The sequence below is a fragment of the Pseudoponticoccus marisrubri genome (assembly GCF_001482405.1).
Lineage (GTDB): Bacteria > Pseudomonadota > Alphaproteobacteria > Rhodobacterales > Rhodobacteraceae > Pseudoponticoccus > Pseudoponticoccus marisrubri.
In genome coordinates, this window is record NZ_LPXO01000015.1 from 17,327 (window position 1) to 42,541 (window position 25,215).

General features: G+C 68.5%; 28 protein-coding genes. 17 read left to right on the forward strand and 11 right to left on the reverse strand.

The features are described 5' to 3' along the window. A complete protein-coding gene (locus tag AVJ23_RS18400) occupies positions 1 to 1,083 on the reverse strand; it encodes an NAD(P)/FAD-dependent oxidoreductase (protein WP_058863693.1) in 1,083 nt (360 codons plus the stop codon). Positions 1,084 to 1,246: 163 nt separating this feature from the next. After that, entirely contained in the window at positions 1,247 to 1,453 is a 207-nt protein-coding gene (rpsU, locus tag AVJ23_RS18405) for a 30S ribosomal protein S21 (protein WP_007818122.1), read from the reverse strand. A gap of 117 nt (positions 1,454 to 1,570) precedes the next feature. On the opposite strand from rpsU, the gene AVJ23_RS18410 reads away from it, so the two are divergent. Both AVJ23_RS18410 and AVJ23_RS18415 read left to right on the forward strand, forming a co-directional pair. After that, positions 1,571 to 2,254, forward strand: a complete 684-nt coding sequence (locus AVJ23_RS18410; RefSeq protein WP_058863694.1) for a COQ9 family protein — start codon at positions 1,571 to 1,573, stop codon at positions 2,252 to 2,254. An 82-nt stretch (positions 2,255 to 2,336) separates the two neighbouring features. Continuing rightward, positions 2,337 to 3,320: an NAD(P)H-quinone oxidoreductase gene (locus tag AVJ23_RS18415; protein ID WP_058863695.1), complete on the forward strand. Its 984-nt coding sequence runs from the start codon at positions 2,337 to 2,339 to the stop codon at positions 3,318 to 3,320. A 53-nt stretch (positions 3,321 to 3,373) separates the two neighbouring features. On the opposite strand, the gene AVJ23_RS18420 is transcribed toward AVJ23_RS18415, so the two are convergent. Both AVJ23_RS18420 and hemC read right to left on the reverse strand, forming a co-directional pair. After that, the gene (locus tag AVJ23_RS18420) at positions 3,374 to 4,228 is read right to left on the reverse strand and encodes a DUF2189 domain-containing protein (protein WP_058863696.1); all 855 of its coding nucleotides are present in this window, start codon (positions 4,226 to 4,228) and stop codon (positions 3,374 to 3,376) included. 148 nt (positions 4,229 to 4,376) lie between these two features. Next, positions 4,377 to 5,336, reverse strand: a complete 960-nt coding sequence (gene hemC / locus AVJ23_RS18425; RefSeq protein ID WP_058863697.1) for a hydroxymethylbilane synthase — start codon at positions 5,334 to 5,336, stop codon at positions 4,377 to 4,379. Between the two features lie 84 nt (positions 5,337 to 5,420). On the opposite strand from hemC, the gene hemE reads away from it, so the two are divergent. Then, positions 5,421 to 6,449: a uroporphyrinogen decarboxylase gene (gene hemE, locus AVJ23_RS18430; protein ID WP_058863698.1), complete on the forward strand. Its 1,029-nt coding sequence runs from the start codon at positions 5,421 to 5,423 to the stop codon at positions 6,447 to 6,449. A gap of 62 nt (positions 6,450 to 6,511) precedes the next feature. Here the strand turns inward: hemE and AVJ23_RS18435 are convergent, their stop codons facing one another. Further along, positions 6,512 to 7,489 carry a DMT family transporter gene (locus AVJ23_RS18435; RefSeq protein ID WP_058863699.1) on the reverse strand — a complete coding sequence of 326 codons (978 nt, stop codon included), beginning with the start codon at positions 7,487 to 7,489 and terminating at the stop codon, positions 6,512 to 6,514. Positions 7,490 to 7,619: 130 nt separating this feature from the next. Between AVJ23_RS18435 and AVJ23_RS18440 the strand changes: the two genes are divergently transcribed. The 3 genes from AVJ23_RS18440 to AVJ23_RS18450 all read left to right on the forward strand — a co-directional run bounded on the left by AVJ23_RS18440 (position 7,620) and on the right by AVJ23_RS18450 (position 10,457). Then, on the forward strand, positions 7,620 to 8,570 hold the full coding sequence (locus tag AVJ23_RS18440) for an ABC transporter ATP-binding protein (RefSeq protein ID WP_058863700.1): 951 nt from the start codon (positions 7,620 to 7,622) through the stop codon (positions 8,568 to 8,570). Beyond that, positions 8,567 to 9,328, forward strand: coding sequence for an ABC transporter permease (locus tag AVJ23_RS18445; protein ID WP_058863701.1), 762 nt, complete (start codon positions 8,567 to 8,569; stop codon positions 9,326 to 9,328). The genes AVJ23_RS18440 and AVJ23_RS18445 overlap by 4 nt, the downstream gene beginning before the upstream one ends. A 196-nt stretch (positions 9,329 to 9,524) precedes the next feature. Further along, on the forward strand, positions 9,525 to 10,457 hold the full coding sequence (locus tag AVJ23_RS18450; RefSeq protein WP_058863702.1) for a DMT family transporter: 933 nt from the start codon (positions 9,525 to 9,527) through the stop codon (positions 10,455 to 10,457). On the opposite strand, the gene AVJ23_RS18455 is transcribed toward AVJ23_RS18450, so the two are convergent. Continuing rightward, positions 10,420 to 11,481 carry a YeeE/YedE family protein gene (locus tag AVJ23_RS18455; protein ID WP_058863703.1) on the reverse strand — a complete coding sequence of 354 codons (1,062 nt, stop codon included), beginning with the start codon at positions 11,479 to 11,481 and terminating at the stop codon, positions 10,420 to 10,422. The genes AVJ23_RS18450 and AVJ23_RS18455 overlap by 38 nt on opposite strands. 216 nt (positions 11,482 to 11,697) lie before the next feature. Between AVJ23_RS18455 and AVJ23_RS18460 the strand changes: the two genes are divergently transcribed. From AVJ23_RS18460 to AVJ23_RS18480, 5 genes are all read left to right on the forward strand, one after another. Next, entirely contained in the window at positions 11,698 to 12,114 is a 417-nt protein-coding gene (locus tag AVJ23_RS18460) for a cupin domain-containing protein (protein WP_084794749.1), read from the forward strand. Between the two features lie 99 nt (positions 12,115 to 12,213). Continuing rightward, positions 12,214 to 13,446: an MFS transporter gene (locus AVJ23_RS18465; RefSeq protein ID WP_058863704.1), complete on the forward strand. Its 1,233-nt coding sequence runs from the start codon at positions 12,214 to 12,216 to the stop codon at positions 13,444 to 13,446. A gap of 43 nt (positions 13,447 to 13,489) precedes the next feature. Then, positions 13,490 to 14,887 carry an MATE family efflux transporter gene (locus AVJ23_RS18470; RefSeq protein WP_240484720.1) on the forward strand — a complete coding sequence of 466 codons (1,398 nt, stop codon included), beginning with the start codon at positions 13,490 to 13,492 and terminating at the stop codon, positions 14,885 to 14,887. 1 nt (position 14,888) lies between these two features. Then, a complete protein-coding gene (locus AVJ23_RS18475) occupies positions 14,889 to 15,779 on the forward strand; it encodes a 50S ribosomal protein L11 methyltransferase (protein WP_058863705.1) in 891 nt (296 codons plus the stop codon). A gap of 98 nt (positions 15,780 to 15,877) precedes the next feature. Further along, positions 15,878 to 16,222 carry a hypothetical protein gene (locus tag AVJ23_RS18480; RefSeq protein WP_058863706.1) on the forward strand — a complete coding sequence of 115 codons (345 nt, stop codon included), beginning with the start codon at positions 15,878 to 15,880 and terminating at the stop codon, positions 16,220 to 16,222. Positions 16,223 to 16,314: 92 nt separating this feature from the next. Here the strand turns inward: AVJ23_RS18480 and AVJ23_RS18485 are convergent, their stop codons facing one another. After that, a complete protein-coding gene (locus AVJ23_RS18485; protein WP_058863707.1) occupies positions 16,315 to 16,518 on the reverse strand; it encodes a DUF1127 domain-containing protein in 204 nt (67 codons plus the stop codon). Between the two features lie 313 nt (positions 16,519 to 16,831). On the opposite strand from AVJ23_RS18485, the gene ruvC reads away from it, so the two are divergent. From ruvC to AVJ23_RS18505, 4 genes are all read left to right on the forward strand, one after another. Then, on the forward strand, positions 16,832 to 17,323 hold the full coding sequence (gene ruvC / locus AVJ23_RS18490; protein ID WP_058863708.1) for a crossover junction endodeoxyribonuclease RuvC: 492 nt from the start codon (positions 16,832 to 16,834) through the stop codon (positions 17,321 to 17,323). Continuing rightward, positions 17,320 to 18,000 carry a Holliday junction branch migration protein RuvA gene (gene ruvA, locus AVJ23_RS18495; protein WP_058863709.1) on the forward strand — a complete coding sequence of 227 codons (681 nt, stop codon included), beginning with the start codon at positions 17,320 to 17,322 and terminating at the stop codon, positions 17,998 to 18,000. Before ruvC ends, ruvA begins: the two co-directional genes overlap by 4 nt. Before the next feature lie 45 nt (positions 18,001 to 18,045). Beyond that, positions 18,046 to 19,074, forward strand: coding sequence for a Holliday junction branch migration DNA helicase RuvB (gene ruvB / locus AVJ23_RS18500; RefSeq protein ID WP_058863710.1), 1,029 nt, complete (start codon positions 18,046 to 18,048; stop codon positions 19,072 to 19,074). An 84-nt stretch (positions 19,075 to 19,158) separates the two neighbouring features. Beyond that, positions 19,159 to 19,794 carry a hypothetical protein gene (locus tag AVJ23_RS18505; protein WP_058863711.1) on the forward strand — a complete coding sequence of 212 codons (636 nt, stop codon included), beginning with the start codon at positions 19,159 to 19,161 and terminating at the stop codon, positions 19,792 to 19,794. A 241-nt stretch (positions 19,795 to 20,035) separates the two neighbouring features. Here the strand turns inward: AVJ23_RS18505 and trpS are convergent, their stop codons facing one another. Further along, positions 20,036 to 21,064, reverse strand: coding sequence for a tryptophan--tRNA ligase (gene trpS, locus AVJ23_RS18510; RefSeq protein WP_058863712.1), 1,029 nt, complete (start codon positions 21,062 to 21,064; stop codon positions 20,036 to 20,038). Positions 21,065 to 21,148: 84 nt separating this feature from the next. On the opposite strand from trpS, the gene AVJ23_RS18515 reads away from it, so the two are divergent. Both AVJ23_RS18515 and AVJ23_RS18520 read left to right on the forward strand, forming a co-directional pair. Then, positions 21,149 to 21,835 carry a rhomboid family intramembrane serine protease gene (locus AVJ23_RS18515; RefSeq protein ID WP_058863713.1) on the forward strand — a complete coding sequence of 229 codons (687 nt, stop codon included), beginning with the start codon at positions 21,149 to 21,151 and terminating at the stop codon, positions 21,833 to 21,835. Between the two features lie 34 nt (positions 21,836 to 21,869). Beyond that, positions 21,870 to 22,169 carry an antibiotic biosynthesis monooxygenase family protein gene (locus AVJ23_RS18520; protein WP_058863714.1) on the forward strand — a complete coding sequence of 100 codons (300 nt, stop codon included), beginning with the start codon at positions 21,870 to 21,872 and terminating at the stop codon, positions 22,167 to 22,169. Positions 22,170 to 22,214: 45 nt separating this feature from the next. Here the strand turns inward: AVJ23_RS18520 and AVJ23_RS18525 are convergent, their stop codons facing one another. Genes AVJ23_RS18525 through AVJ23_RS18535 form a run of 3 tightly spaced genes read right to left on the reverse strand, consistent with a single transcriptional unit; the run spans position 22,215 to position 24,990 of the window. Then, entirely contained in the window at positions 22,215 to 22,772 is a 558-nt protein-coding gene (locus AVJ23_RS18525) for a TadE/TadG family type IV pilus assembly protein (protein WP_058863766.1), read from the reverse strand. A gap of 14 nt (positions 22,773 to 22,786) precedes the next feature. Continuing rightward, positions 22,787 to 23,320 (reverse strand): TadE/TadG family type IV pilus assembly protein, encoded by a 534-nt coding sequence (locus AVJ23_RS18530; RefSeq protein ID WP_058863715.1) that lies wholly within the window; start codon positions 23,318 to 23,320, stop codon positions 22,787 to 22,789. Then, positions 23,317 to 24,990 (reverse strand): Tad domain-containing protein, encoded by a 1,674-nt coding sequence (locus tag AVJ23_RS18535; RefSeq protein ID WP_058863716.1) that lies wholly within the window; start codon positions 24,988 to 24,990, stop codon positions 23,317 to 23,319. Before AVJ23_RS18535 ends, AVJ23_RS18530 begins: the two co-directional genes overlap by 4 nt. Between the last annotated feature and the right edge of the window lie 225 nt (positions 24,991 to 25,215).

Genomic DNA, 25,215 nt, shown 5'->3' on the forward strand with positions numbered 1-25,215 from the left:
TCAGCGGCGGCCGAAGGCGCGCTGGTACTTGCCGATGAACAGGTCCTTGCCCTTCATCTGGCGGGTCAGCAGGTCGCCCACCGTCTTCAGCACAAGGAAGGAACTGCCGCGCCGGGGGCCCAGCGGGATCAGGATCGGCGCCTTGCGCCAGGGCGTGTAGCGGGGCAGGTCCTCGACCCGGCGGCCGGCGCAGAGCGCCTTGAGCGTCTTGGTCAGCCACGGCCCCTGCCGCGCGGTGGCGACCACGGTCATGCCGTCGCCGGTGGCAGCCACGTCGCCCGCCGCGAAAAGGTTGGGGAGCTGCGGGGAGGGGCGCAGCCAGTCATCCACCTTGATCCGGCCCTGGCCCGTCACCTCGGCGCCGGGCAGGTTGGTCAGCAGCTCCGAGCTGGCCGTCGCGCCCAGCACCGGGAAGACGAGATCCGCCTCGATCCGCGTGCCGTCCGACAGGGTCAGGGTGCCCTCGAAAGGCGCGGTGGTTTCGGGCAGATCCTCGGCCCGCGCGCCCAGCACCAGCTTCACGCCCATGTGGCGCAGCTTGACGGTCAGCGCGCGCCCCAGCGCGGCGGGCTGGTCGGGGAAAAGCGCAGGTTGGTCCGAGATCAGGTAGACCGTCTTGTCGGGCATGAAATGCGCGATCTCGCCGGCCAGCTCGGTGCCCACGGCGCCGGCGCCCACGATGGCCACGGTCTTGGCCGCGACCAGGCGCGCATGCGCTTCGGCGTTCTGCGCCCGCAGCCAGGCAATGTCGTCGCCCTTTGCCTTGAAGGGCAGGGCATTGGACGATCCGGTGGCGGCAACGACATAATCGGCCGCGACCCGGCTGCCATCCGCCAGCGTCACGCCTTCCGCGTCCAGCGCGGTCGCACGGGCCTGCAGAACGCGACCGCGCGAGAGCAGCTTGTCATAGGGGATCAGCGCATCGTCCAGCAGCTCGGGCGTGACCACGGCGCGGATCATCGCCGAGGTATGCACGAAATGGCTGCGCTGCTCGATCAGCGTGACCTCGGCCGTGTCCTCCAGCGACCGGGCCAGCTCGGCGCCCAGGTAGCCGCCCCCCACGATTGCGATCCGTTTCGACATGTGCTCCGCCTCTCTGCATTGTCCGGTTGGGGCAAGGGTAGGGTTCGGGGTCCGCAAGACCAAGCCGCGCACAATTTGCCGGGCCCTTAAACAGACGAACCCCCGAGAGGCGGCCTCCGGGGGTTGTCACGTGACTTCAGTGTCTGAAGACAAAGGCGGGCGCTTAGAGCAGCCCTTCGCGCTGGGCCTTCTTGCGCGCCAGCTTGCGGGCACGACGAATCGCCTCGGCCTTTTCACGGGCCTTCTTCTCGGAGGGTTTCTCGAAATGCTGCCGAAGCTTCATTTCGCGGAACACGCCTTCGCGCTGCAGCTTTTTCTTCAGGGCGCGGAGCGCCTGATCGACATTGTTGTCGCGAACACTGACCTGCATGTGGTTGTCACCACCTTTCTAGTTTCGAGTTGCAAGGAAAATTGCAGGAGGTGGCCGTATAGCAAGCAGCGGCCTAGTTGTCTAGTGTCACGCCCAACGCCACGAGGAGACGATCCCATGACCGAGACGACTGCCGACAGCCTGCTGGACGCCGCGCTGATGCATGTGCCGTTCGACGGCTGGTCCGAGGCCACGTTCCGCGCCGCGATCCGCGACACCGAGACCGAGCGCGCGGTGGCGCGCGGCCTGTTCCCGCGCGGCGCGGTGGATCTTGCCGTGGCCTATCACAAGCGCGGTGATGCCTTGATGCGCGACCGGATCGCGGCCGCCGACCTGAGCGAGATGCGCTTCCGCGACAAGGTGGCCTTTGCCGTGCGCGCCCGGATCGAGGCGGTGGATGACCGCGAGGCGGTGCGCCGGGGCACGACGCTGTTCGCCCTGCCGATGCATGCGGCCGAGGGCGCGCGGCTGATCTGGGGCACGGCCGACGCGATCTGGACCGCGCTGGGCGACAGCTCGGAGGACATCAACTGGTACACCAAGCGCGCCAGCCTGTCGGGGGTCTACTCGGCCACCGTGCTCTACTGGCTGGGCGACGATTCGCTGGGCAACGAGGCGACCTGGGATTTCCTCGACCGCCGGATCGAGGACGTGATGCAGATCGAGAAGGTGAAGGCCTCGATGCAGGACAACCGGCTCTTCGGCACGCTGATGGCAGGGCCTTCAAAGCTCTTCGACCTCGTGCGCGCACCGGGGCAGGGGATGCACGACGACCTGCCGGGGCAAAGCGGCGCGCGCTAGGCCTCAACGACCCGGGACGCTTTGCCCTTTGTCCGCCGCCGCCGACTTGCTACCACGCGGGCCAAGTCGAAAGGATCAGCGGATGACGGACATGCGAGCAATCGAGATTTCTGAGCCGGGCGGACCCGAGGTGCTGCGCCCCGTGACGCGCGGGCGGCCCGAGCCCGCGGCCGGACAGGTGGTGATTGAAGTGGCCTATGCCGGGGTCAACCGCCCCGACGCGCTGCAGCGCGCAGGCAATTACGCGCCGCCGCCCGGCGCCTCGGACCTGCCGGGGCTTGAGGCTTCGGGCACCGTGGTGGCCGTGGGGGACGGGGTCGACTGGCCGCGCGTCGGCGACGCGGTCTGCGCCCTGCTGCCGGGCGGGGGCTATGCCGAGTATGTCGCCACACCCGCCGCGCATTGCCTGCCCGTGCCCGACGGGATGGGGCTGAAAGAGGCGGCCTGCCTGCCCGAGACCTTCTTCACCGTCTGGACCAACGTTTTCGACCGCGGCGGCCTGCAGGCGAGCGAGCGTTTCCTCGTGCATGGCGGCTCGTCCGGGATCGGCACAACGGCGATCCAACTGGCCCGGCATTTCGGCGCACGGGTCTTCGCCACCGCCGGCTCGGCCGAGAAATGTGCCGCCTGCACGCGGCTGGGCGCCGAGCGCGCGATCAACTACCGCGACGAGGATTTCGTCGAGGTTTTGCGCGCCGAGGGCGGGGCGAACCTGATCCTCGACATGGTGGGGGGCGATTACATCCCGCGCAACGTCAAGGCGCTGGCCGATGACGGGCGGCTGGTGCAGATCGCCTTTCTGCAGGGCCCCAAGGCCGAGCTGAATTTTGCCCAGCTCATGGTGCGCCGCCTGACGATCACCGGCAGCACGCTGCGCCCGCAGAGCGACCTGGCCAAGGCCCGCATCGCCGAGGCGCTGCGCACCCATGTCTGGCCGCTGCTGGAGGCGGGACGCGTGGCGCCGGTCATGGATTCCGAGTTTCCGCTGGACGAGGCCGCCGCGGCCCATGCGCGGATGGAAAGCTCGGACCATATCGGCAAGATCGTCCTCAAGGTCCGCGACTGACCGTGTGGCGCAGGCGGGGGCGGCCCCTCCTGCGCCGGGGTCACGTCACGGCGTCACTTCACCGCGCGGCGATAGAGATGCCAGGTGGCATGGCCCAGCCAGGGCAGCACCAGCACCAGCCCCAGCAGGAAGGGCAGGCTGCCCAGCACCAGCAGCCCGGCCACCAGCGCGCCCCAGGCCAGGATCACCTGCGGGTTCTGCCGGGTCACGCGCACCGATGTCTCGACCGCCACGGGAAGACCTGTCTTGCGGTCGAGCAGCAGCGGGAAGGCCACGACCGACACGGCCAGAACCACCAGCGCAAAGACGAAGCCGATCCCGCAGCCCAGCACGATCATCGTCCAGCCCGCCCCGGTGCCCAGAACCTGGGACAGGAACGCCCCGATCGAGGCCGGCGCGCCGGGGCCCATCGTGACCGAGTAGAGCGTCATCGCCACCGCCATCCAGGCCAGGAACAGCATCGCCAGGTAGAGCCCAAGCACGAGGATCGCGCTGAACGAAGGGCGCTCCACCACTTTCAGCGCGCTCAGCATGCCGGCATCCTCGCCGGCCTCGCGCCGGCGGCTGATCTCGTAGACCCCGACGGCGGCCACCGGGCCCAGCAGGGCAAAGCCCGCGACCAGCGGGAAGAGCAGCGGCACCAGCGACATCTGCAGCCCGATCCCCATCAGGACCAGCCCCATCACCGGGTAGAGCAGGACGAGAAACATCACGTCGCTGCGGCTGGCCTGGAAATCGGCCCAGCCGTCACGCAGCGCGCCGCGAATATCCTGCATCGAGAGGGTCTGGACCTGCGGCGGGGCCACGTCCTCGCTGCCCAGCCGCGAGGTGCTTGCCGCCACGTGTCGCCCGGTGCGGCCGATCACGTTGGCCAGCCATGTGCCGGGATTGCCGATCGTCTGAGCCATGTCTTACCTCCTCGTTGGCATGCGCATACCAACCGGGCAGGGCCATGGGGCGCCCACGGCCAGACCGGCAAGCGCACGATGCGACAAAGGGTAGCATGATTCTGCCGCCCCGTGGGTCACGGAGTGGCGAGGGCCCGCGCCGGCGGGCCTATCCGCGCCAGTCGAAGAAGCCGGGACCGGCGCGCGACAGCAGATCGGCGGCCAGGGCGCGGCCCAGCTCGGGCCCCTCGACGATCGGCCCGCTGACCGCGCCGGCATGCGCTTCCGAGCCGTCGGGGCGCAGGATCTCGCCGCGCAGGTGCAGCTGATCGCCGTCCAGCTCGGCCAGCGCGGCGATCGGCGTCTCGCACGAGCCGTCGAGCGCGGCCAGGAAGGCGCGCTCGGCCGCCAGCCGTTGGGCGGTGGTCAGGTCGTGGATTGCCGCCAGCATCCCTGCCACGCGCGAATCGCTCTCGCGGCGCTCGATGCCGATTGCGCCCTGCGCGACGGCGGGCAGCATGTCCTCGGGCGGGATCGGGGTCTGCGGCACATGGGTCATGCCCAGCCGGCTCAGCCCCGCGCAGGCGAGGAAGGTGGCATAGGCTACGCCGTCCTCGAGTTTCTTCAGCCGGGTCTGCAGGTTGCCGCGGAACTCGACCACGCGCAGGTCGGGGCGGCGGTGCAGCAGCTGCGAGCGGCGGCGCAGCGACGAGGTGCCCACCACCGCGCCGTCCGGCAGATCGGCGATGGTCGCGGCATGCGGGCAGATGAAGGCGTCGCGCGTGTCCTCGCGCGGCAGCAGGCAGTCCAGCACCAGCCCCTCGGGCTGCTCGACCGGCATGTCCTTCATCGAGTGGACGGCGATGTCGATGCGGCCGTCCAGCATCGCCTCCTCGATCTCCTTGGTGAACAGGCCCTTGTTGCCGATCTCCTTCAGCGGCCGGTCCGCGGCGATCATCGCGCGGTCGTCGCCGGTGGTCTTGATCACCACGATCTCGAAGGCCTCCGGCGCCAGGTCATGCGCGGCGGCCAGCCTGTCGCGGGTCTCGTGGGCCTGGGCCAGCGCCAGCGGCGAGCCGCGGGTGCCGATCTTCAGGGGGGCGGCGGGGGAGGGCAGATCCGTCTTCATGCGCAAAGCTTTATGCGGCAGGCTGCCCGCTGGCAACCGGGCTTGATTTGCCATATGCGACGGAAAACGGATGGGAGGCCCCCGATGAGCAAGACGATCCTGCGTGCCCTGGCGGGCGAGACATTGCCGGTACCGCCGGTCTGGATGATGCGGCAGGCGGGCCGCTACCTGCCCGAGTACCGCGCCACGCGGGCCGAGGCGGGGGATTTCCTGTCGCTGTGCTACAACCCGGAACTGGCGACCGAGGTCACGCTGCAGCCGATCCGGCGCTACGGGTTCGACGGCGCGATCCTCTTCGCCGACATCCTGCTGCTGCCGCAGGCGCTGGGGGCGGATCTGTGGTTCGTCACGGGCGAGGGCCCGCGCCTGTCCACGATCACTTGCCAGGCCGATTTCGACAAGCTGGGCCGGGGCGAGATGATCCATGACACGCTCTCGCCGATCTACGAGACGGTGTCGCGGCTGTCCCGCGAGCTGCCGGAGGAGACGACGCTGATCGGCTTTGCCGGCGCACCCTGGACCGTGGCGACCTACATGATCGCGGGCAAGGGCACGCCCGACCAGGGCCCGGCGCACGCGCTCAAGGACGAGAACCGCCCGCTTTTCGAGGCGCTGATCGAGCGGCTGACCGAGGGCACGATCGACTACCTCTCCGAGCAGGTGAAGGCCGGCGCCGAGGTGGTCAAGATCTTCGACAGCTGGGCCGGCTCGCTCGAGGGCGAGGATTTCGACCGCTACGCGCTGGCCCCGGCGCGCACCATCACGCAGGAGCTCAAGAGCCGCTTCCCCGGCCTGCCGGTGATCGTCTTCCCGCGGCAGGCGGGCGACAAGTATGTCGGCTTCCACGCGGCCACGGGCGCGGATTGCGTGGCGCTCGACGACAGTGTCAGCCCCGACTGGGCGGCCGAGCATGTGCAGGTCTCGGGCTGCGTGCAGGGCAACCTCGCCAACACCCACATGGTCACCGGCGGCCAGGCGCTGGTGGACGAGACAAGGCGCGTGGTGCAGGCGTTCTCCAAGGGGCCGCACATCTTCAATCTCGGCCACGGCATCACGCCCGACGCCGATCCCGAGAACGTGCAGCTGATGATCGACACGATCCGGAACGGCTAGGCGGACAAATTCCATCAGATGGAATTTGCAAGAATTTTCCGAAAATTCTTGTCCGCCCCCTGTCAGCGGCGTCCCCAGAGCGAGCGGCGTCCCGGCGTGGGGCGGCCGCGCCGCCGTTCGCGCAGGAAGACGAAGATGCCGGCGCCGATGATCAGCGCGCAGCCGATCCAGGTCGCCGGTACCGGCCATTCGCCGAAGATCGCCCAGCCCCAGAAGATCGCCAGCGGCAGGCCGATATACTCGAAGGGCGCCACCGTCGCCGCCGCGGCCGAGCGGTAGGCCGCGCTCAGGCAGTAGCCCACGATGCCCGACATGCAGCCCAGCCCCAGGAAGACCGGCCAGTCCTCCTCGGGCGGCCAGCGCCAGGCGCGCAGCAGGAATTGCAGGCTCTCGTTCTCGACGCCTTCGGCAAAGCGCCCGTCGCCCGCCACCACGAAGAAGCCCAGCGAGACCACGAGGAAGGTCGACTGGATGTAGACCGCGAGGGCCGAGGCGCGCGTGGTCACGCCCAGCCGCCGTGTCAGCACCTGCATCAGCGCGTAGAGCGCTGCGGCGATCACCGGCAGCAGCAGCACCCAGCGCGCCACGTCCAGCTCGGCCTTCCACGGCTCCTGCAGGATCACCACGCCGGCAAAGCCCACCACCACCGCCCCCATGCGCAGCGGGCCCACCGTCTCGCCCAGCATCGGGATGGACAGCAGCGTGATGAAGAGCGGCGCGACGAAGAACAGCGCCGTCGCCTGGCCCAGCGGCAGCACCGCCACCGCGGCGAAGAAGGTCATGTTGGCCAGCACCACCAGCAGGCCGCGCAGCGCCTGGATGCCCGGGCGATCGGTGCGCAGCAGGCGCAGTCCGCCCTCGGCAAAGAGGAAGCCGAAGGTGAAGACCAGCCCGATCGCCGCGCGCACGAAGACCAGCTGGTGCAGCGGGTAGCCGCCGGACAGGACCTTGATCAGCAGGTCGTTGACCGAAATGGCCAGCGTGCCGATGCAGATGAACAGGATGCCGAGTCCGGGCCGGTCATGCGTGTCAGGTGTCATGCCCTGCGCCTAGCGTCGCGCGCGCGCCCGGTCCATCCCCCAACGGACATGCATGGCCGTTGTGCAGGATTGCACGATTGCATTCTGAACGATCGGGTCTAGTTTCCCCACGCGAACAGGAGGGCCGGACATGGCGATGGTAGAGATCCGCGACGTGCGGAAATGGTACGAAGGCGGATTCGAGGCGCTCAAGGGCGTCACGCTCGACATCGAGGAGGGCGAGATCCTCGCGCTGCTCGGACCGAACGGGGCCGGCAAGACCACGCTCATCTCGGCGATTTGCGGCATCACCCGCCCCAGCGCGGGCGAGATCCGCGTCGGCGGCCATGACGTTGTCAGCGACTATCGCCGCGCCCGCGCGCTGGTCGGGCTGGTCCCGCAGGAGATCAATCTCGAGCCCTTCACCAAGGTCGCCGACAGCGTGCGCTTCTCGCGCGGGCTGTTCGGCAAGCCGCATGACCCGGCCGCGATCGAGCGGATCCTGCGCAAGCTGTCGCTCTGGGACAAGCGCGACAGCAAGACGATGGAGCTGTCGGGCGGCATGAAGCGGCGCGTCCTTATCGCCAAGGCGCTGGCCCATGATCCGCGCGTTCTATTCCTTGATGAGCCCACCGCCGGGGTCGATGTCGAGTTGCGCCGCGACATGTGGCGCATCGTCGAAGAGCTCAAGGCCGATGGCGTGACCATCATCCTGACCACGCATTACATCGAGGAGGCCGAGGCCATCGCCGACCGCGTGGGCGTGATCAACAAGGGCGAGATCCTGCTGGTCGAGGAAAAGGCCGGGCTGATGGCGCGCATGGGTCAGAAAGAGCTGCGCATCGACCTCGTCACCCCGGTCGAGACGCTGCCCGAGGCGCTGGCCGCCCATGAGCTGGAACTGGAGCGGGACGGGCGCGTGCTGGTCTACCGCTACGAGACCGGGTCCGGGCGCAGCGGCATCGGCCGCCTGATGGGCGAGATCGCCGCCGCGGGCCTGCAGGTCAGCGACGTGCACACCGCGCAGGATTCGCTCGAGGACATCTTCGTCAACCTCGTGGCCGGGCAGGACCACAGTGACATGGAAGGGCGCGCGGCATGAATTTTCACGCCATCCTGGCCATCTACCGCTCCGAGATGGCGCGGTTCTTCCGCACGCTGTTGCAGAGCTTCATCTCGCCGGTCATCTCGACCTCGCTCTATTTCGTGGTGTTCGGCGCGGCCATCGGCTCGCGCATCGACGAGGTTGAGGGGGTCAGCTACGGCGCCTTCATCGTGCCCGGCCTGATCATGCTGAGCGTGATGACGCAGGCGCTCTCCAACGCCTCCTTCGCGATCTACTTCCCGAAATTCATCGGCACGATCTACGAGCTGCTCTCGGCACCGATGAACTTCCTCGAGATCGTGCTGGGCTATGTGGGCGCGGCGGCGACCAAGGCGCTGTTCATCGGGGTGGTGATCCTCGGCACCTCGTCCTTCTTCGTGGACCTGTCGATCCAGCACCCGCTGGCGATGATCCTGTTCATGGTGCTGACCTGCATCAGCTTCTCGCTGTTCGGCTTCATCATCGGCATCTGGGCGAAGAATTTCGAGCAGCTGCAACTGGTGCCGCTGCTGGTGGTGACGCCGCTGGTCTTCCTGGGCGGATCCTTCTACTCGATCTCGATGCTGCCGCCGGTCTGGCAGACCATCACCCTGTTCAACCCGGTGGTCTACCTGATCTCGGGCTTCCGCTGGTCCTTCTTCGGCGCCGCAGACGTGCCGGTGGGGCTGAGCCTCTTGGCCATCGCGGGCTTCACCGCGCTCTGCCTTGCCGTGATCTGGTGGATCTTCCGCACCGGCTGGCGCATCCGCAGCTAGGTTTTTTTGAGTTCGAGACCGCACCCCGGGCCCGCGAGACATCGCGGGCCCGCCGGACGTTTTTGGCGGGACGAGAACCCGGCAGCTCCGTGTCGCCGAACGTCCAGCCCGTCAGTACGTATCAAAGCCGCCCCGGGGCAAGCTCGGGCGCGCCCGTCCGCTGGCATCCCGCGGGCGCATGGGGCATAGGCGGGGCATGGATATTCCCAACACCGCGGCGCGCAACCGGGCGGCCGTCTTCTTCATGATCGGTGCGTCGGCGCTGATCTCGGGCACTTCGCTTCTGGCCAAGGCGCTGGGCCTGCCCATGGGCGAGGTCGCGGGGCTGCACCCGTTCCAGGTGACCGCGGGGCGGTTCTGGTTCGGGCTGGTCACGCTGCTGGTCTTTCTCGGCGCGCGGCCGGCGCTGCGGCCGGGTTTTGCCGGTGCCAACTGGGGCCTGCACATGGCGCGCGTGGCCTGCGGCTGGCTGGGCGTCACCTCGATGTTCGCCGCGGTGGCCGCCATGCCGGTGGCCGAGGCGACGGCGATCTCGTTCCTCGCACCCCTGGTCACCATGGCGCTGGCCGTGCTGATGCTGGGCGAGCGGCTGGGCCTGACCAAGCTGGCCGCCGCGGCGCTGGCGCTGGTGGGCGTGACGCTGATCCTCAAGCCCGGCACTGCGGCCTTCCAGGTGGCAGGGCTCTACGCGCTGGCCTCGGCCGGCTTCCTCGGGGTCGAGGCGATCTTCATCAAGCGGCTGAGCGGCAGCGAGCCCGCGCTGCGCGTCTTGCTGATGAGCAACCTCTTGGGCTCGGTCGTGTCGCTGGGCGTGGTGGCCTTCGTTTGGGCCTGGCCCGTGGCCGGGCAATGGGCGCTGATGGCGCTGCTGGGCGCGGTGATGGTCGGTGCGCAGGCCTGTTTCGTGCAGGCGCTGAAACGCGGCGAGGCGAGCCTCGTAATGCCGGTCTTCTACACCGTGCTGGTCTTCGCGGCGGTCTATGACTACGCGCTCTACGACGTGGTGCCGGACTTGCTGGCCGGGATGGGCGCGGCGCTGATCGTGGCCGGTGCGCTGCTGCTGGCCTTCCGGCAGCCGGTGCGCGCGGCGCTCACACGGTGGCGGGGGCGCCGCGACCTCCGAGGATGACATCGGTCGCCATGCCGCCCACCCACATGGCAAAAAGCGCCAGCCAGGCGGTGCCGGCGAATATCGAACCGCCCGAGACACCGGCGCCGATGGCGCAGCCGCCGGCCAGCATCCCGCCGAACCCCATCAGCGCGGCGCCGATCATGGCGTTGCGCATGGGCGTCGGCCCTTCGAACCCCTGGAAGCGCAGCTCGCGCGCCCAGGCAGCGGCGAGGAACGATCCGATCACCACGCCGGGCACCAGCCCGATGTCGAATTCCAGCACCGAGGTGCGGTCGAGGAAGAACATCAGCGTGTTGGCGGAAGGGCCGGTGAAGGTCAGGCTCTCGATCTGGACCGGCTCGAAGGCCGACTGGCTGAGCGCGGTGGTCAGCCCATAGCCCAGGGCCGCGGCGAACCCCACGCCCGAGGCGAAGACCAGCCGCGACCAGCCGATCTGGTTGCGGCGCGACAGTTCCAGCGCGACCAGTGCCACGATCAGCCCGATCACCAGCCCGCTGCCCTGCGGCAGGCTGGCGGCGGCCAGCAGGTCCATGTTGCGCCCGCCCTCGGTGATCCAGAGCGCCGCCAGCCGGTCGCGCAGCGGCGCCAGCCAGCCGGTCAGGCTCATCTGTGCCACCACCGCGAAGATCAGCCCCGAGACGACCGAGCGCAGGTTGCCCGTGGCCGCCAGCACCAGGAGCCGCCCCGAGCAGCCGCGCGCCAGCACCATGCCTGCGCCGAAAAGCAGCCCGCCGATCACCGCGCCCGACCAGCTGCCGGTGACCGCCATCATGCGCGCCTCGCCGGTGTCGATCAGCCCCAGCATCCGCGCGCCCTGCACCCAGACCACCGCGGTCGAGAAGGTCAGCAGCCAGACCGCCACCTTGTCCTGCAGCATGCCGCGGGCGAACTCGACCACCGCGGCGCGCAGGCAGAAGCGCGAGCGCTGCGCCGCGACGCCGAAGACCAACCCGGTGATCAGGCCGAACAGCGCGGCAGCGGGGCTTTCGCCGATCCGGTCGAGAAGGGGGACGATATCCATGGGCGGCATCCTCTCAGGCGGTTCCGGGCGGTCTGCCGCAGCCGCGCGCCGGGCGCCTTGATCTGGATCAGGGCAGGGCCGGTCCATCTGCGACGCGGGCGTCGTTTTCAGGGCGCTTGTCCCCGACACGGGCGGGTCGTCCCCGGGCCGGACCGATGCGGGTGATTCGCGGCACAAGGGGCGGCAACGACATTCAGGCGAAATCGGAGGATCGCCATGGACCAGAGCTTTTCTGCAGCCCAGCTGATCGCGGCCATGCCGGTGATCGCCAATGCCGACCACGCCCCGCTGGAGGGCGGCGAGGATCCGGCCTTCGGCACGGTGCGTTGGCGCACGCTGTTCTCGGCCGACAAGACCGACACGCATTCCATGGTGATGGGCGTGGCCGAGTTCGGCCCCGGCGGCACGCTGAACGCCCATCGCCACAGCCCGGCCGAGATCTATTTCGGGCTGGCGGGCCACGGCACCGTCACCATCGACGGGGTCCCGCACGAGATCTCGCCCAACGTGGCCGTCTTCATTCCGCCGGATGCCGAGCATTTCACCGAGGCCGGCGAAGAGGGGCTGCGCTTCCTCTATGTCTTCCCGAACAATCGCTTTGGCGAGGTGGAATACCGCTTCTCGGTCGCCTGAGCCGGCCTGTGACCCCGCGCCCGGTGCGCAGGTCGGCCTGCGCTGGCGCAGGGTGCATTGCGCTCGCCTCGTCCCGGGAAAAGGCGTAAGGACAGGGGCATGATGACCCCCGTGCCCCTGTCCGATGCCCGCAGCCTTCCGATCTGGAAGCGGCCGGTGACGCTGCTGTTCCTGATGGCCGTGGCCATGCCGCTGAGCTTTGCCACGTGGTCGGCGCTGCTGAACAATTTCGTCATCGAGGCGGCGGGGTTCGACGGGTCCGATATCGGCTGGCTGCACACGGTGCGCGAGATCCCCGGTTTCCTCGCCGTGGGCGTGATCCTTGTGATCATGGTGATGCGCGAGCAGGTGCTGGGCCTTCTGTCGCTGGTGCTGCTGGGCGTGGCCACCGGCGTGACCGCGTGGTTCCCCACCATTGGCGGGCTGATGATCGTCACGCTGCTCAGCTCCATCGGCTTTCATTATTTCGAGACGGTGAACCAGTCGCTGCAGCTGCAATGGCTGCCCAAGGACCGCGCGCCGCAGGTGCTGGGCTGGCTGATCGCCGCCGGATCGGCCGCGACGCTGGTCGCCTACGTGCTGATCGTGATGACCTGGGAAGCCTTCGATCTGTCCTACAATTTCGTCTACCTCGCCTCGGGCGGGGCGACGGTGCTGATCGCGCTCTACTGCCTGCTGGCCATCCCGCAATTCGAAAGCCCCAACCCGCAGGTCAAGAAGTTCATCCTGCGCCGCCGCTACTGGCTGTATTACGCGCTGCAGTTCATGTCGGGCGCGCGGCGGCAGATCTTCGTGGTCTTTGCGGGCTTCATGATGGTCGAGCGTTTCGGCTTCGAGGTGCACGAGGTCACGGCGCTCTACCTGATCAACCTCGTGGCCAACATGGTGATCGGGCCGCTGTTCGGGCGCGCCGTCTTCCGCTTCGGCGAGCGCAACACGCTGGCCTTCGAATATGTCGGGCTGACGCTGGTCTTCCTTGCCTATGGCGGGATCTACTGGTTCGGCTGGGGCGTGATCCTCGCCGCGGCGCTCTACGTGATCGACCACCTGTTCTTTGCCATGGCGCTGGCGCTCAAGACCTATTTCCAGAAGATCGCCGATCCGGGCGACATCGCGCCCACGGCGGCGGTGGCCTTCACGATCAACCACATCGCGGCGGTCTTCCTGCCGGCGCTGCTGGGCTATCTCTGGCTGGTCTCGCCCGGGGCGGTGTTCGGGCTGGCCGCGGCCATGGCGCTGACCAGCCTCGCGCTGGCCCTGATGATCCCGCGCCACCCCGAGCCGGGCCACGAGACGGTGTTCGCGGCGCTCGTGCCCACCCCGGCCGAGTAGCGGCGATGCGGCCCCCGTCCACGCGCACGGATCCGGGCCGGGCATGAGCGGCACCGAGGGCCGGTTCCTGCGCGGCGCGACACTGGGGCACGTGGTGCGCATGACGCTGACCAGCGCGGCGGGCATCACCTTCGTCTTCCTCGTCGATGCGGCCAACCTGTTCTGGCTGTCGCAGCTGGGCCAGCCGATCCTGATGGCCGCGATCGGTTTCGCCTTCGCGATCCAGTTCTTCACCGTCTCGATCGGGGTGGGGCTGATGATCGCCACCACGGCGCTGGTTTCACGCAGCATCGGGCGCGGCGAGCGTGCACTGGCCCGGGATCAGGGCAGCGCGGGCATGGTCCTGACCGTGCTGGTGCAGATCCTCACCGCCTCGGCCGTGGTGCTGCTGCGCGAGCCGCTGCTGCGCTCGGTCGGGGCAGAGGGGGCCGCGCTGGAGCTGGCGGCGCGCTACTTGGCCCTGTCCATCCCCTCGCTGGCGGTGATGGCCGTGGGGCTCTGCGGCAGCGCCGTGCTGCGGGCCGAGGGCGACGGGCGGCGCGCCATGCAGGTCACGCTGGGCGCGGGCGCGGTGATGCTGGTGCTGGACCCGGTGCTGATCGTCTGGCTGGGGCTGGGCCTGGACGGCGCGGCGCTCAGCGTCTGGATCTTCCGGCTGCTCATGGCCGGGCTTGCGCTGCATTACGCCATCGGCGTGCATGACCTGCTGGCGCGCCCCCGGCTGGCGGCGCTGCGCCACGCGGCCGGCCCGTTGCTGCGCGTGGCGCTGCCGGCCATGGTCACGCAAATGGCCACGCCCTTCGGCAACTTCCTTCTGACCGGCGTGATCGCCACCCATGGCGATGGCGCGGTCGCCGCCTGGGCGGTGATCAACCGGCTGACCGTCGTGGTCTTTGGCGGGCTGATCTCGCTCGGCGGGGCGATCGGCGGCATCTTCGGGCAGAATTACGGGGCGGGTGCAATGGACCGGGTGCGCAGCACCTATCGCGACGCGGTCGGCTTCGCGATGGTCTATGCCACGCTGGCCTGGCTGGTGCTGATGGCATTGGCCGACCGGGTGGCCGCGGCCTTCGGGCTGGCGGGCGAGGCGGCCGAGGTGCTCGCCGCCTTCGCGCAGGTGGGCACCGCCGCCTTCATCCTGGGCGGGCTGATCTTCGTGTCCAACGCCGCCTTCAACGCGCTGGGCCGGCCGGTCTCGGCCAGCCTGCTCAGTTGGACCCGCGAAGGCGTGCTGATGCTGCCCGCCGCGCTGTGGCTGTCGGGGCCGTTCGGCGCCGCGGGCGTGGTCTATGCCCAGGCGCTGGTCGGCGTGGTCATGGGGGTGATCGCGGGCCTGCTGGGCTGGCGCCACGTGCAGCGGCTGGATCCGCGCCCGGTCGCGCCGCTTGACCTTGTCACCCGGCGCGCCTACCGGGACGTGAACCGCTATCGGAGACGCTGACATGCCCACCTGGACCGCCTTCACCAAGCTCGCCACCAAGGCGCCCGCCGAGGCGTTGGGCGAGGCGATGGAAACGCTGGAGCCCGAGCCCACCGGGGTGGGCGTCTTCGAGATCGAGGACGGTTCGGGCACATGGGAGGTCGGCGGCTATTTCACCGAGGCCCCGGACGAGGTCGAACTGGCGCTGCTGGCCGCCGCCTTCGGGGCGCAGAGTTTCGTGGTTTCGGAAGTGCCGGATACCGACTGGGTCGACAAGGTCCGGCGCGAGCTGACCCCGGTCGTGGCCGGGCGCTTCTTCGTCTATGGCAGCCATGACGCCGACAAGGTGCCCGAGGGGTCCGAGCCGCTGTTGATCGAGGCCGCCATGGCCTTCGGCACCGGCCATCACGGCACCACGCAGGGCTGCCTCGAGGCGCTGGACCGGCTGGCGGTCGAGGGGCTGATCGGGCGCAACGTCGCCGACATCGGCTGCGGTACCGCGGTGCTGGCCATGGGCGCGGCGCGGATCTGGCCGGTAGAGCCCGACCGCCCGGTGCTGGCCTCCGATATCGACGCGGTCGCGGTCGAGGTGGCCGAGGCGAATGTCGCCGCCAATGCCCTGTCCGAGCGGGTGCGCTGCGTCGAGGCGGCGGGCTTCGGCCACGAGGACATCCTGTCCCGCGCGCCCTTCGACCTGGTCTTTGCCAATATCCTCAAGCAGCCGCTGATCGACCTTGCTCCGGACATGGCGCAGCACCTTGCCCCCGGCGGCTACGCGATTCTCTCGGGCATCCTGACGCGTCAGGCCGACGAGGTGGTCGAGGTCTATGCACGCCACGGGATCAATCAGCTGCGCCGCGACGTGATTGGTGACTGGGTGACGCTCACCTTGCGCAGTTCTGCTGCCGTTTAGTCGAAATTTCGGTGAATGCGCCGCATTTGCCGAAATTTTGCCGCAATTTGACGTCAAATTGGCCAAATCCGGTGGGGGCCGGACATTACGAGGCTGCCATGGACGACGCGCTCCGCAACTTCCAGAAACGCCAGCAGGCGGTTCACCGCAAACATCTTCGCATGGCCCGCGGCTATGTGACGAAACTCGACCGGACCGGGGTCTTCGTGCAGACCCCCGACAACAAGGCGGCCGGCTTCGGCCTGCGCACCCTGCTGCTGGTGGTGCTGGCCTTTGCCCTCTTCAAGATCGGCGTACTCGCCTATCTGGGCGAAGAGGTCTATGCCGGCCATGTCGAGGCGCTGCGCGCCGGCTCGGTCTTCGAACAGGCGGGCGCCTGGCTGATGCAGGCCGACCCGGTCACACGGGCGGCGGCCAGCCTTGTCGCGCCCTATCTCGGCTGACCCTGTCGGCTGCGCTCTCTTTCTCTCTCCGCTCACGAAAAAGGCCGCTCCTGCTTGCGCAGAGCGGCCTTCAGTTCCAAGGTATCACGTGTTCAGCCCCGCGCGACCTTGTCGATGTCGCCACGGTGCAGGCCAATATCATCCAGTTCGCGGTCGCTGAGCTTGGACAGGCTCTTGCGCGTCACGCGCTCGTCGTTCCATGCGGCAAAGCCGCCGACGGCCAGGGTGAAGATCGAACCGATCCGGGCGGCGGAGCCGGTCGCGGCGAAGGGGCGGGTGGTGTCGAATGCGGCCATCTGTCTGGTCTCCTGTCCTTGGTGCTGCGCTTCGTCACCCGCACCTAGTCGAGCCGAAATGCCCGAACAAGAGGCGCTTTTTGCATGGAACCCATGCAAAAAGCGCATGCCGGAATTGATCATTAAAGTTTTGAAATTACTGCCGGAATCTGCCTTGGCGTCGTGTCGTTTCCGACCCGTTTGGCGCCGCTTTCAGACCATGCCTGTCGCCTGTGGAAAACCGCATGTCGCAAACGGTGCAAGCGGGATTTTGCGTGGTATATGTTCGCCTTTCGTGCTAGTCGTGGCGAAATAACAACAATTGCAGGCAACCATGCGGGTATTGGGCATCGATCCGGGGCTGCGCAACCTCGGCTGGGGCGTGATCGAGGCGAAGGGCAGTCGACTCAGCCATGTCGCGAACGGCACCTGCCACTCGGCGGGCACGGATCTCGCGGCGCGTCTGCTGTCGCTGCACGCGCAGCTGAGCGCGGTCTTCGCGCGTTACGCACCGGACACGGCGGCGGTCGAACAGACCTTCGTCAACAAGGACGCGGTGGCGACGCTGAAGCTGGGACAGGCGCGGGCCATTGCGCTGCTGGTACCGGCGCAGTTCGGGCTGGCCGTGGGCGAATACGCGCCCAACAAGGTCAAGAAGACGGTGGTCGGCGTGGGACATGCGGACAAGGCGCAGATCCAGCACATGGTGAAGATGCAGCTGCCCGGCGTGACTTTGGCCAGCGCCGACGCGGCGGACGCGCTGGCCATCGCGATCTGCCACGCCTTCTACGCGGCCGCCCCGCAATCGCGGATGCGCGCGTCATGATCGGGCGGATCGCGGGACGCATCGAGTACAAGGCCACCGATCACGTGCTGATCGACGTGCGCGGCGTGGGCTATGTCGTCTATTGCTCGGACCGGGTGCTGGCGGCACTGCCCGGCCCGGGCGAGGCGGCGGCGCTCTACACCGACCTTCTGGTGCGCGAGGACCTGCTGCAGCTCTACGGCTTTCCCACCCTGACCGAGAAGGAGTGGTTCCGCCTGCTGATGAGCGTGCAGGGCGTGGGCGCCAAGGCGGCGCTGGCCATCCTCGGCACGCTGGGCGCCGACGGGGTCAGCCGCGCCATCGCGCTGGGGGACATCGCCTCGGTCAAGGCGGCCAAGGGGATCGGCCCCAAGACCGCGCAGCGCGTCGTCAACGAGCTCAAGGACAAGGCGCCGGCCGTCATGGCCATGGGTGCCGGCGCCGCACCCGCCATGCCCGACACGGAGCTGACGGAACCCGCCGAGCCGGCAAGCCGGCCGGCCACGCCCGCAGCCGCGCCGTCGCCGCAGGCCGCCGCGGTCTCGGCCCAGTCCGAGGCATTGTCGGCGCTGGGCCATCTGGGCTATGCGCCGGGCGAGGCGGCCGCCGCTGTGGCGCAGGCCGCCGGCGAGGATCCCGAGGCCGGCACCGAGACGCTGATCCGCGCCGCGCTCAAGCTCTTGGCGCCACAGGCGTAATCTCAGCCAGCAGGGCGGCGCCGCCCGACCTGCGGAAAGGGGCCCATGACCGAACCTGACCCGACCCTGCGCCCGGAACCGCTTTCCGAGGATCGCGACCGCGCGCTGCGGCCGCAGATGCTCACCGATTTCATCGGGCAGGCCGAGGCCCGCGCCAACCTGCGCGTCTTCATCGAAAGCGCCCGGTCGCGCGGCGAGGCGATGGACCACACGCTGTTCCACGGCCCCCCCGGGCTCGGCAAGACGACCCTGGCGCAGATCATGGCGCGCGAGCTGGGCGTGGGCTTCCGCATGACCTCGGGCCCGGTGCTGGCCAAGGCCGGCGATCTCGCCGCGATCCTGACCAATCTCGAACGTCGCGACGTGCTCTTCATCGACGAGATCCACCGCCTGAACGCCGCGGTGGAAGAGGTGCTCTACCCCGCGATGGAGGATTACGAGCTCGACCTCGTGATCGGCGAGGGGCCCGCGGCCCGCACCGTCCGGATCGAGCTGCAGCCCTTCACGCTAGTGGGGGCCACCACGCGGCTGGGCCTGCTGACCACGCCCCTGCGCGACCGGTTCGGCATCCCCACGCGGCTGAACTTCTACACGGTTGAAGAGCTCGAGGTGATCGTCGCCGGCAACGCCACCAAGCTGGGCGTGCGGGTCGAGGGGGACGGCGCGGTCGAGATCGCCCGGCGCGCCCGCGGCACGCCGCGCATCGCCGGCCGGCTGCTGCGCCGGGTGGTCGATTTCGCCGTGGTCGAGGGCGGCGGCGTGGTCACGCAGGCGCTGGCCGACCGCGCGCTCACCCGGCTGGGCGTCGACGGGCTGGGGCTCGACGGGGCGGACCGGCGCTACCTCCAGCTGATCGCCGAGAACTATGCCGGCGGCCCCGTCGGGATCGAAACGCTCTCCGCCGCCCTGTCCGAGAGCCGCGACGCGCTGGAAGAGGTGGTCGAGCCCTTCCTGCTGCAGCAGGGCCTGATCCAGCGCACGCCGCGCGGCCGCATGTTGGCCCGAAAGGCCTGGACGCATCTCGGCCTCGCCGCGCCGAAGGCGCCCGGGCAGGCGGATCTCTTCGGCAAGTAGCCCTGCGCCCGGCGACCGCGCCGCGCCCCCGCGGGGTTGCGGTGCCGCCGCACAGCGCCTATCCCGCGGGCGAAGGGAGAGGCCATGACCCCAGACCAGATCGAAGCCCTGTTCACCCGCGCCGATGGCGGCTTTCTCTGCGCCCGCTGGGGCCGGCCCATCGTGCCCATCGTCTTCGGGGTCGAGGATGCCACTCTGAGCACGGTCAAGGGCGCCTTCGAGGCGATCTGCGCGCTGGCCGGCCACCCGATGGCCGAGACCGACCCCGAGCTCGGCACCAACACGATGGTCTTCTTCTTCCGCGACTGGGACGAGCTTCTGGCCGTGCCCGATCTCGACCGGCTGATCGAGGGGCTGGGCCCGCTGGTGGCGCGGCTGAAATCGGCCGGGGCCAACCAGTACCGGGTCTTCCGCTTCGACGCCGACGGCGCGATCCGCGCCTGCTTCATCTTCCTGCGCATGGACGAAGAGCTGTCGAAGGTCCCGGCCGAGGTGCTGGCGCTCAGCCAGGTCGTGCAGGCGATCCTGCTCTGGTCCGACACGGCCTTCCGCGACCGCTCGCCGCTCGGCCGGGTCGAGGGCGGGCGCACCGTGCTGCGCCCCGAGATCGCGTCGCTCGTCCGCGCCGCCTACGATCCCGTGCTGCCGGCCATGTCGCAGGACCCGACCCACGCCCTGCGCCTCGCCGCACGCATCCAGGCACAGGAGAAGGCACAATAGCCGTTCCGCACCGGCCAAGGCCCTTTCATCTTTCCCGAAACACTCCGGGGTCCGGGGCAGCGCCCCGGTCCGACAGCGATGACCTGCCCGGGGCACCTTGCGGGTTCGCTCACAGCTCCTGACCCGCCGAACGGCGCAGAACCAGCCACAACAGCCGTCCCGCACCCTCCAAGCCCCTTTCATCTTTCCAAAAATACTCCGGGGTCCGGGGCAGAGCCCCGGTCCGACGATGAAAGCCCGCTCAGCGCACCATGCCGACGATGTCATAGGTCCGTGCCAGGATCGGCTGCGCGATGGCGCGGGCCTGCTCGGCGCCGTGGCGCAGGATCGCGTCGATCTCGGCGGGGTCCTGCATCAGCCGTGCCATCTCGCCCGAGATCGGCGCCAGCTGCGCCACCGCCAGCTCCGCCAGCCGCGGCTTGAACTCGGAAAACGGCTTGCCGCCCATCTCGGCCAGCACCGCCTCGACCGAGCTGTTTTCCAGCGCGGCGTAGATGTTCACCAGGTTGCGCGCCTCGGCCCGCTCGGCCAGCCCGTCGGCCTCCGAGGGCAGGGGCTCGGGATCGGTGCGCGCCTTGCGGATCTTGGTCGCGATCGCGTCGGCATCGTCGGTCAGGTTGATCCGGCTCATGTCCGAGGGGTCGGATTTCGACATCTTCTTCGTGCCGTCGCGCAGGCTCATGACCCGCGTGGCGGCGCCCTCGATCACCGGCTCGGTGATGGGGAAGAACTCCACGCCGAAATCATTGTTGAACTTCGTCGCGATGTCGCGCGTCAGTTCCAGGTGCTGCTTCTGGTCCTCGCCCACCGGCACATGCGTGGCATGGTAGACCAGGATGTCGGCCGCCATCAGCGCAGGATAGGCGAACAGCCCCAGCGAGGCGTTCTCCTGGTTCTTGCCGGCCTTGTCCTTCCACTGCGTCATGCGCTTCATCCAGCCCATGCGCGCCACGCAGTTGAAGATCCAGGCCAGCTGCGCGTGCTCGGCCACCTGGCTCTGGTTGAACAGGATCGATCGGTCGGGATCGACCCCCGAGGCGATGAAGCCGGCACAGAGCTCGCGCGTGGCGCGGGCCAGTTTCGCGGGGTCCTGCCAGACGGTCATCGCGTGCATGTCGACCATGCAGTAGATCGACTGCACCCCGCTGTTCTGGCTGTCGGCAAAGCGCTTGAGCGCACCGAGATAGTTTCCCAGCGTCAGGCCGCCCGAGGGCTGGATGCCGGAAAAGACGCGCGGCGTGAAAGCGGGAGAGGGCTGGCCCTCGGACATCGGCGGTCTCCGTCTGGAAGTTTGGCTGCGGGTGGCTTACCCATGCGCCCGAGCGTGGTCAAGAAAGCCGGGAAAGGGTCCGCCATGACGCATCCGCACCAAGAGACGCCGGTCAACCCGATGCCGCCCGTGGTGGTGGCGCTGTTCCTCGTGCTGGCAGGGATCGAGGGCGCCTTCGCGCTGGCCGACCGGGGCCTGCTGGGCGGTGCCGGCGGGGTCGGCTGGCGGATCGAGGCGCTGAACCGCTTCGGCTTCTCGGGCCGGGTGATGGACTGGATGCTGCAGACCGGGCAGACCCCGGCCGAGCACCTCGTGCGCTTCCTCGCCTATCCCTTCGTGCATGCCAGCTTCAGCCATGCGCTCTTTGCCATGGTGATCCTGCTGGCCATGGGCAAGCTGGTGGCGGAATCGCTGGGCACGCTGGCCTTTGTGGCGATCTTCATGATCTCGGCGCTGGCCGGTGCGCTGGCCTACGGGCTGCTGCTGGACGACCCGCGCCTGCTGGTGGGCGCCTACCCGCCGGTCTACGGGCTGATCGGGGGTTATACCTTCCTGCTCTGGACGGGGCTGGGCGCGATGGGGCAGGCGCGCTACCGCGCCTTCACGCTGATCGGCTTCCTGCTGGGCATCCAGCTGATCTTCGGCGTGCTCTTCGGTGGTGGCAGCGACTGGGTGGCCGATGTGGCGGGCTTTGCCACGGGTTTCTTCCTCAGCTTCCTCTTCGTGCCGGGCGCGCTGCAACGCGTGCTGGCCAAGTTCAAGCGCGACTGACCGCGCGCCAGGTTTCACGACAAAGGAGAATGTCATGATCGTCGAACATGCCCAGGTGCGGGTGACCCCCGGCGCCGGCGCGGCGTTTGCACAGGCCGTGGCCCAGGCCCGGCGCGAGGTCTTTCCCAAGGCGAAGGGCTGGCTGGGGCTGGAACTGCACCGTTGCGTCGAGGCGCCGGACAGCTACATCGTCGCGATCTCGTGGGAGACGCTGGAGAACCACACGGTCGATTTCCGCGAAGGCCCGCTCTTCCGCGACTGGCGCGCCCTCGTCGGCCCCCACCTCGCCGACCCGCCCAGCGTGCTGCATTACGAAACCGTGGATCTCGCCTGAGGGCACGCGCGGCCCGACCCTTCTTCGGCCGGGCCGCGTGTGTCGTCAGGTGTTGTCGAAGGCGACCTGCGGGGCGTAGCGGGGGCGGGTGAAGCTGTAGGTGCGGATGTCGAAGCTGCCCAGTCCCACCTCGAAGACCGGGTCGTAGAGGTCCCAGGTCTCGACAAGGATCAGCTGGTCGCCGGACATCGCCTGCGGCAGGCGGTCGACCATCTCCTGCACGTCGCGGGTCTGCAGCCGGACCTGGTCGCCGCGTTCGCGCGACCAGCGCACCTCCCAGTTGGCGTTGTCCGCGTCGTATTCCACCACCGTCACGCGCAGGTCGCTGTCGGTGCCCGACGACTTGGTCAGGTAGCGCAGCAGGTTGCGGGCATTGGTGATGTAGGTGCCGTCGATCGGGTCGGTCTCGCGCGAGATCATGTCGCCGATCACGTAATTGGCCTTCTGGCTGATCGATTGCTGGCGGAACACGTCGAAATAGACCCAGCCGGCAGCGAAGATCCACAGCAGCGCGGGCAGGACGATCATCGCCTCGACCGAGACATAGCCCCTGTCATCTTTCGAGAACCGGCGCAGGAAGCTGTTGAGCGGTCTGAGCAGCATGGACATGTCTCCTATCAGGGCTCGGTCACGAAGGCGGAGGACACCACCAGCGCGGTATAGCCCTCGGCATCCTTGGGCAGGGACGAGCTGACCGTGCCGGCCGGGGTGATGGGGCGGTACTTGTAGCAGGCGCGCAGGAACATCATCTGGTTCGCCTCGCCGTTCTGGAAATTCCGGTTCGGCGTCACCGGTTGGGCGGTGTCCACGCAATCGGCGCTCTGTTCCGGGGCCGACCAGTTGCGCATGTCGAGGCGCACCATCTCGAGATGCAGCGCGTCCATGCAGCCCGGCAGGATGGTGGTGCGGTCGCAGATCGCCTGCTTGAGCGAGCCGTGATCGGTGATCGTGCTGGGGCTCAGCCGGACCTCGCGCACCGCGCCGTCCAGCGCGCGTTCGAGGATGGTGCTGCGCACCGTGACCACGCCCAGCTCGACCGAGGAGAGGATGAGCACCAGGAAGAGCGGCATCCAGAGCGCGAAGGGAACCACCATGGAGCCGTCTTCGCTGCGGGCAAAGCGGCGGAGGAATGCTGTCTGTCTGCGGGTCATTGGATCAGCCTCAACTGGACGAGGGAGCGGGCGATATTGGCGAAGGTCTCTGTCAGGTCCTCGCCCTGCACGTCGAAGTAATGCGAGGCCGAGGAGGCGCAGTCCTGCATGGCATCCAGCCCGCGCTGCGGCGCCTCGACGCCGATGGCGTAGACGATGATGCCCTCGGCCTTGGCCGCGTCGCAGATCCGCGACAGCCGGTTGTCGGCCGTATTGGCATTGACCATCGTGCGGTAGGGCGTGCGCATCGCGTTGTAGCGGCTCCACGAGATCAGCCCGGCATAATAGGCCGGCCGGTACCAGGCCTCGGCCACCCAGCGGGTCTTGAACTCGGCATAGAGTTCGAGGTTGCTCAGCCGCAGCGGCACGTTGGACGCGCAATCGGCGGCGTCGCTGTCGGGCGCCACGTGGTAGGGGCTGCAGAGCGGCTCGGTCGTGCCGGTGCCCGCCGGGGTGATGATCGATTCCAGCAGATCGCGGGTGATCTCGGCCACGTCGCCCACCATCGGGGCCGCGCCGCCAAGCGCATGGCTGTAGGGGCCGCGCGCCCAGCCACCATTATGCGGCCAGTACCAGATGTCGTTGCTGGTGCCGACATTGTCGACCACGCGGATCGAGAACCGGTCGTCGCCCTTGGCCAGGGTGCCGTTGTCATCGACCCAGACATCGGACATGTCGTATTTCATGCTGTCCGGCAGATCGTATTGCTGGGTGTTGGCGCCGTCGGTCATCACCACGATGAACTTGAAGGTCTCGCCGTCATTGTAGGGCGCGGGGCGATCGGCCGCCGCGGGTGCCACGTGCCCGTCCGCCGCCATCTGCGCGACGGCTGTCCCGGCCGAGGGGTCGAGCAGCGCGGTGCCCCATTTCACGCCGAGGTCGATGGCCGTGTTGCCCTGCGCCTCGAAGGTCTGGATATGCGCCTTGAGCGTGGCGGGATCCGAGCTGTAGGGCACCACCGCGTTGTGGTTGCCGGCGCCGCACCACGGGTCTGTGACCCGGCCCGAGCCGCCATAGGGGTCGAAATGCGCCAGCTGGCCCAGCTCTTCGGCGGGCGAGACGGCGGCATCGTCGAATTCCGCCGCCTCGAAGGTGGCGCAATGCGATTTGTCGTGCAGCGGCTTGAGCGTGTAGTAATCCGACAGCGTCTCGCCAAGGTTGACGGTCGCGTTGTAGGGCACGACCGAGATGGTCACCGTGCCGTCATTGCCGGGCGGCAGCATCAGGTCGATGAACTCGCCCGAGGCATCCTTGAGCTGTTCCAGCTTGTTGCCCGACATCGAGCCGGACACGTCCAGCACCATCGAGATCTCGAGCTTGCTCAGCGCCTCCTCGGCGGTGGCCAGGCCCGAGGCCTGCAGCGTGTCGATGCCCAGAAGCGACAGGAAGTTCGAGGGCATCGTCGTCTGGGCCGAGGCGTTCACCCGCTTGGAGACGACCGTCTCGTCCACGTTGACCTCGGACAGCGTGTCTTCCAGCCCCATGGCGCGGAAATATTCCTCGACCGTGGAGGTGGGGTCGAGATCGTTCTCCATGCTGGCGGCGGCCAGCACGGCGCGGTCCAGCGTGCCCTGGATCTTGGCGCGCTTGACCTCGGCATACATCATGTCGATGCCGATGCCGCCGAACACCATCATGATCAGCGACCCGGCCACGCCGACATAGGACATGGCGCCGGACTGGTCTTTCCAGAACCGTCCCAGCCATCCGCCGGTCGCCGAAATGGCGGATCCTCCGGGCCGTGTTCGCCCGCGTGTCAAATGCAAGTCCGTTTCAAACATCACGTTTCCTTTCCCGTAGCAGCCCGGGACAAAACACACGATTCACTCAGCCCATGTCGCATTGATGCCGTGTCAAGGTGGCCAAATTTGGGCGGTTTTAATCGTAATTGTCTT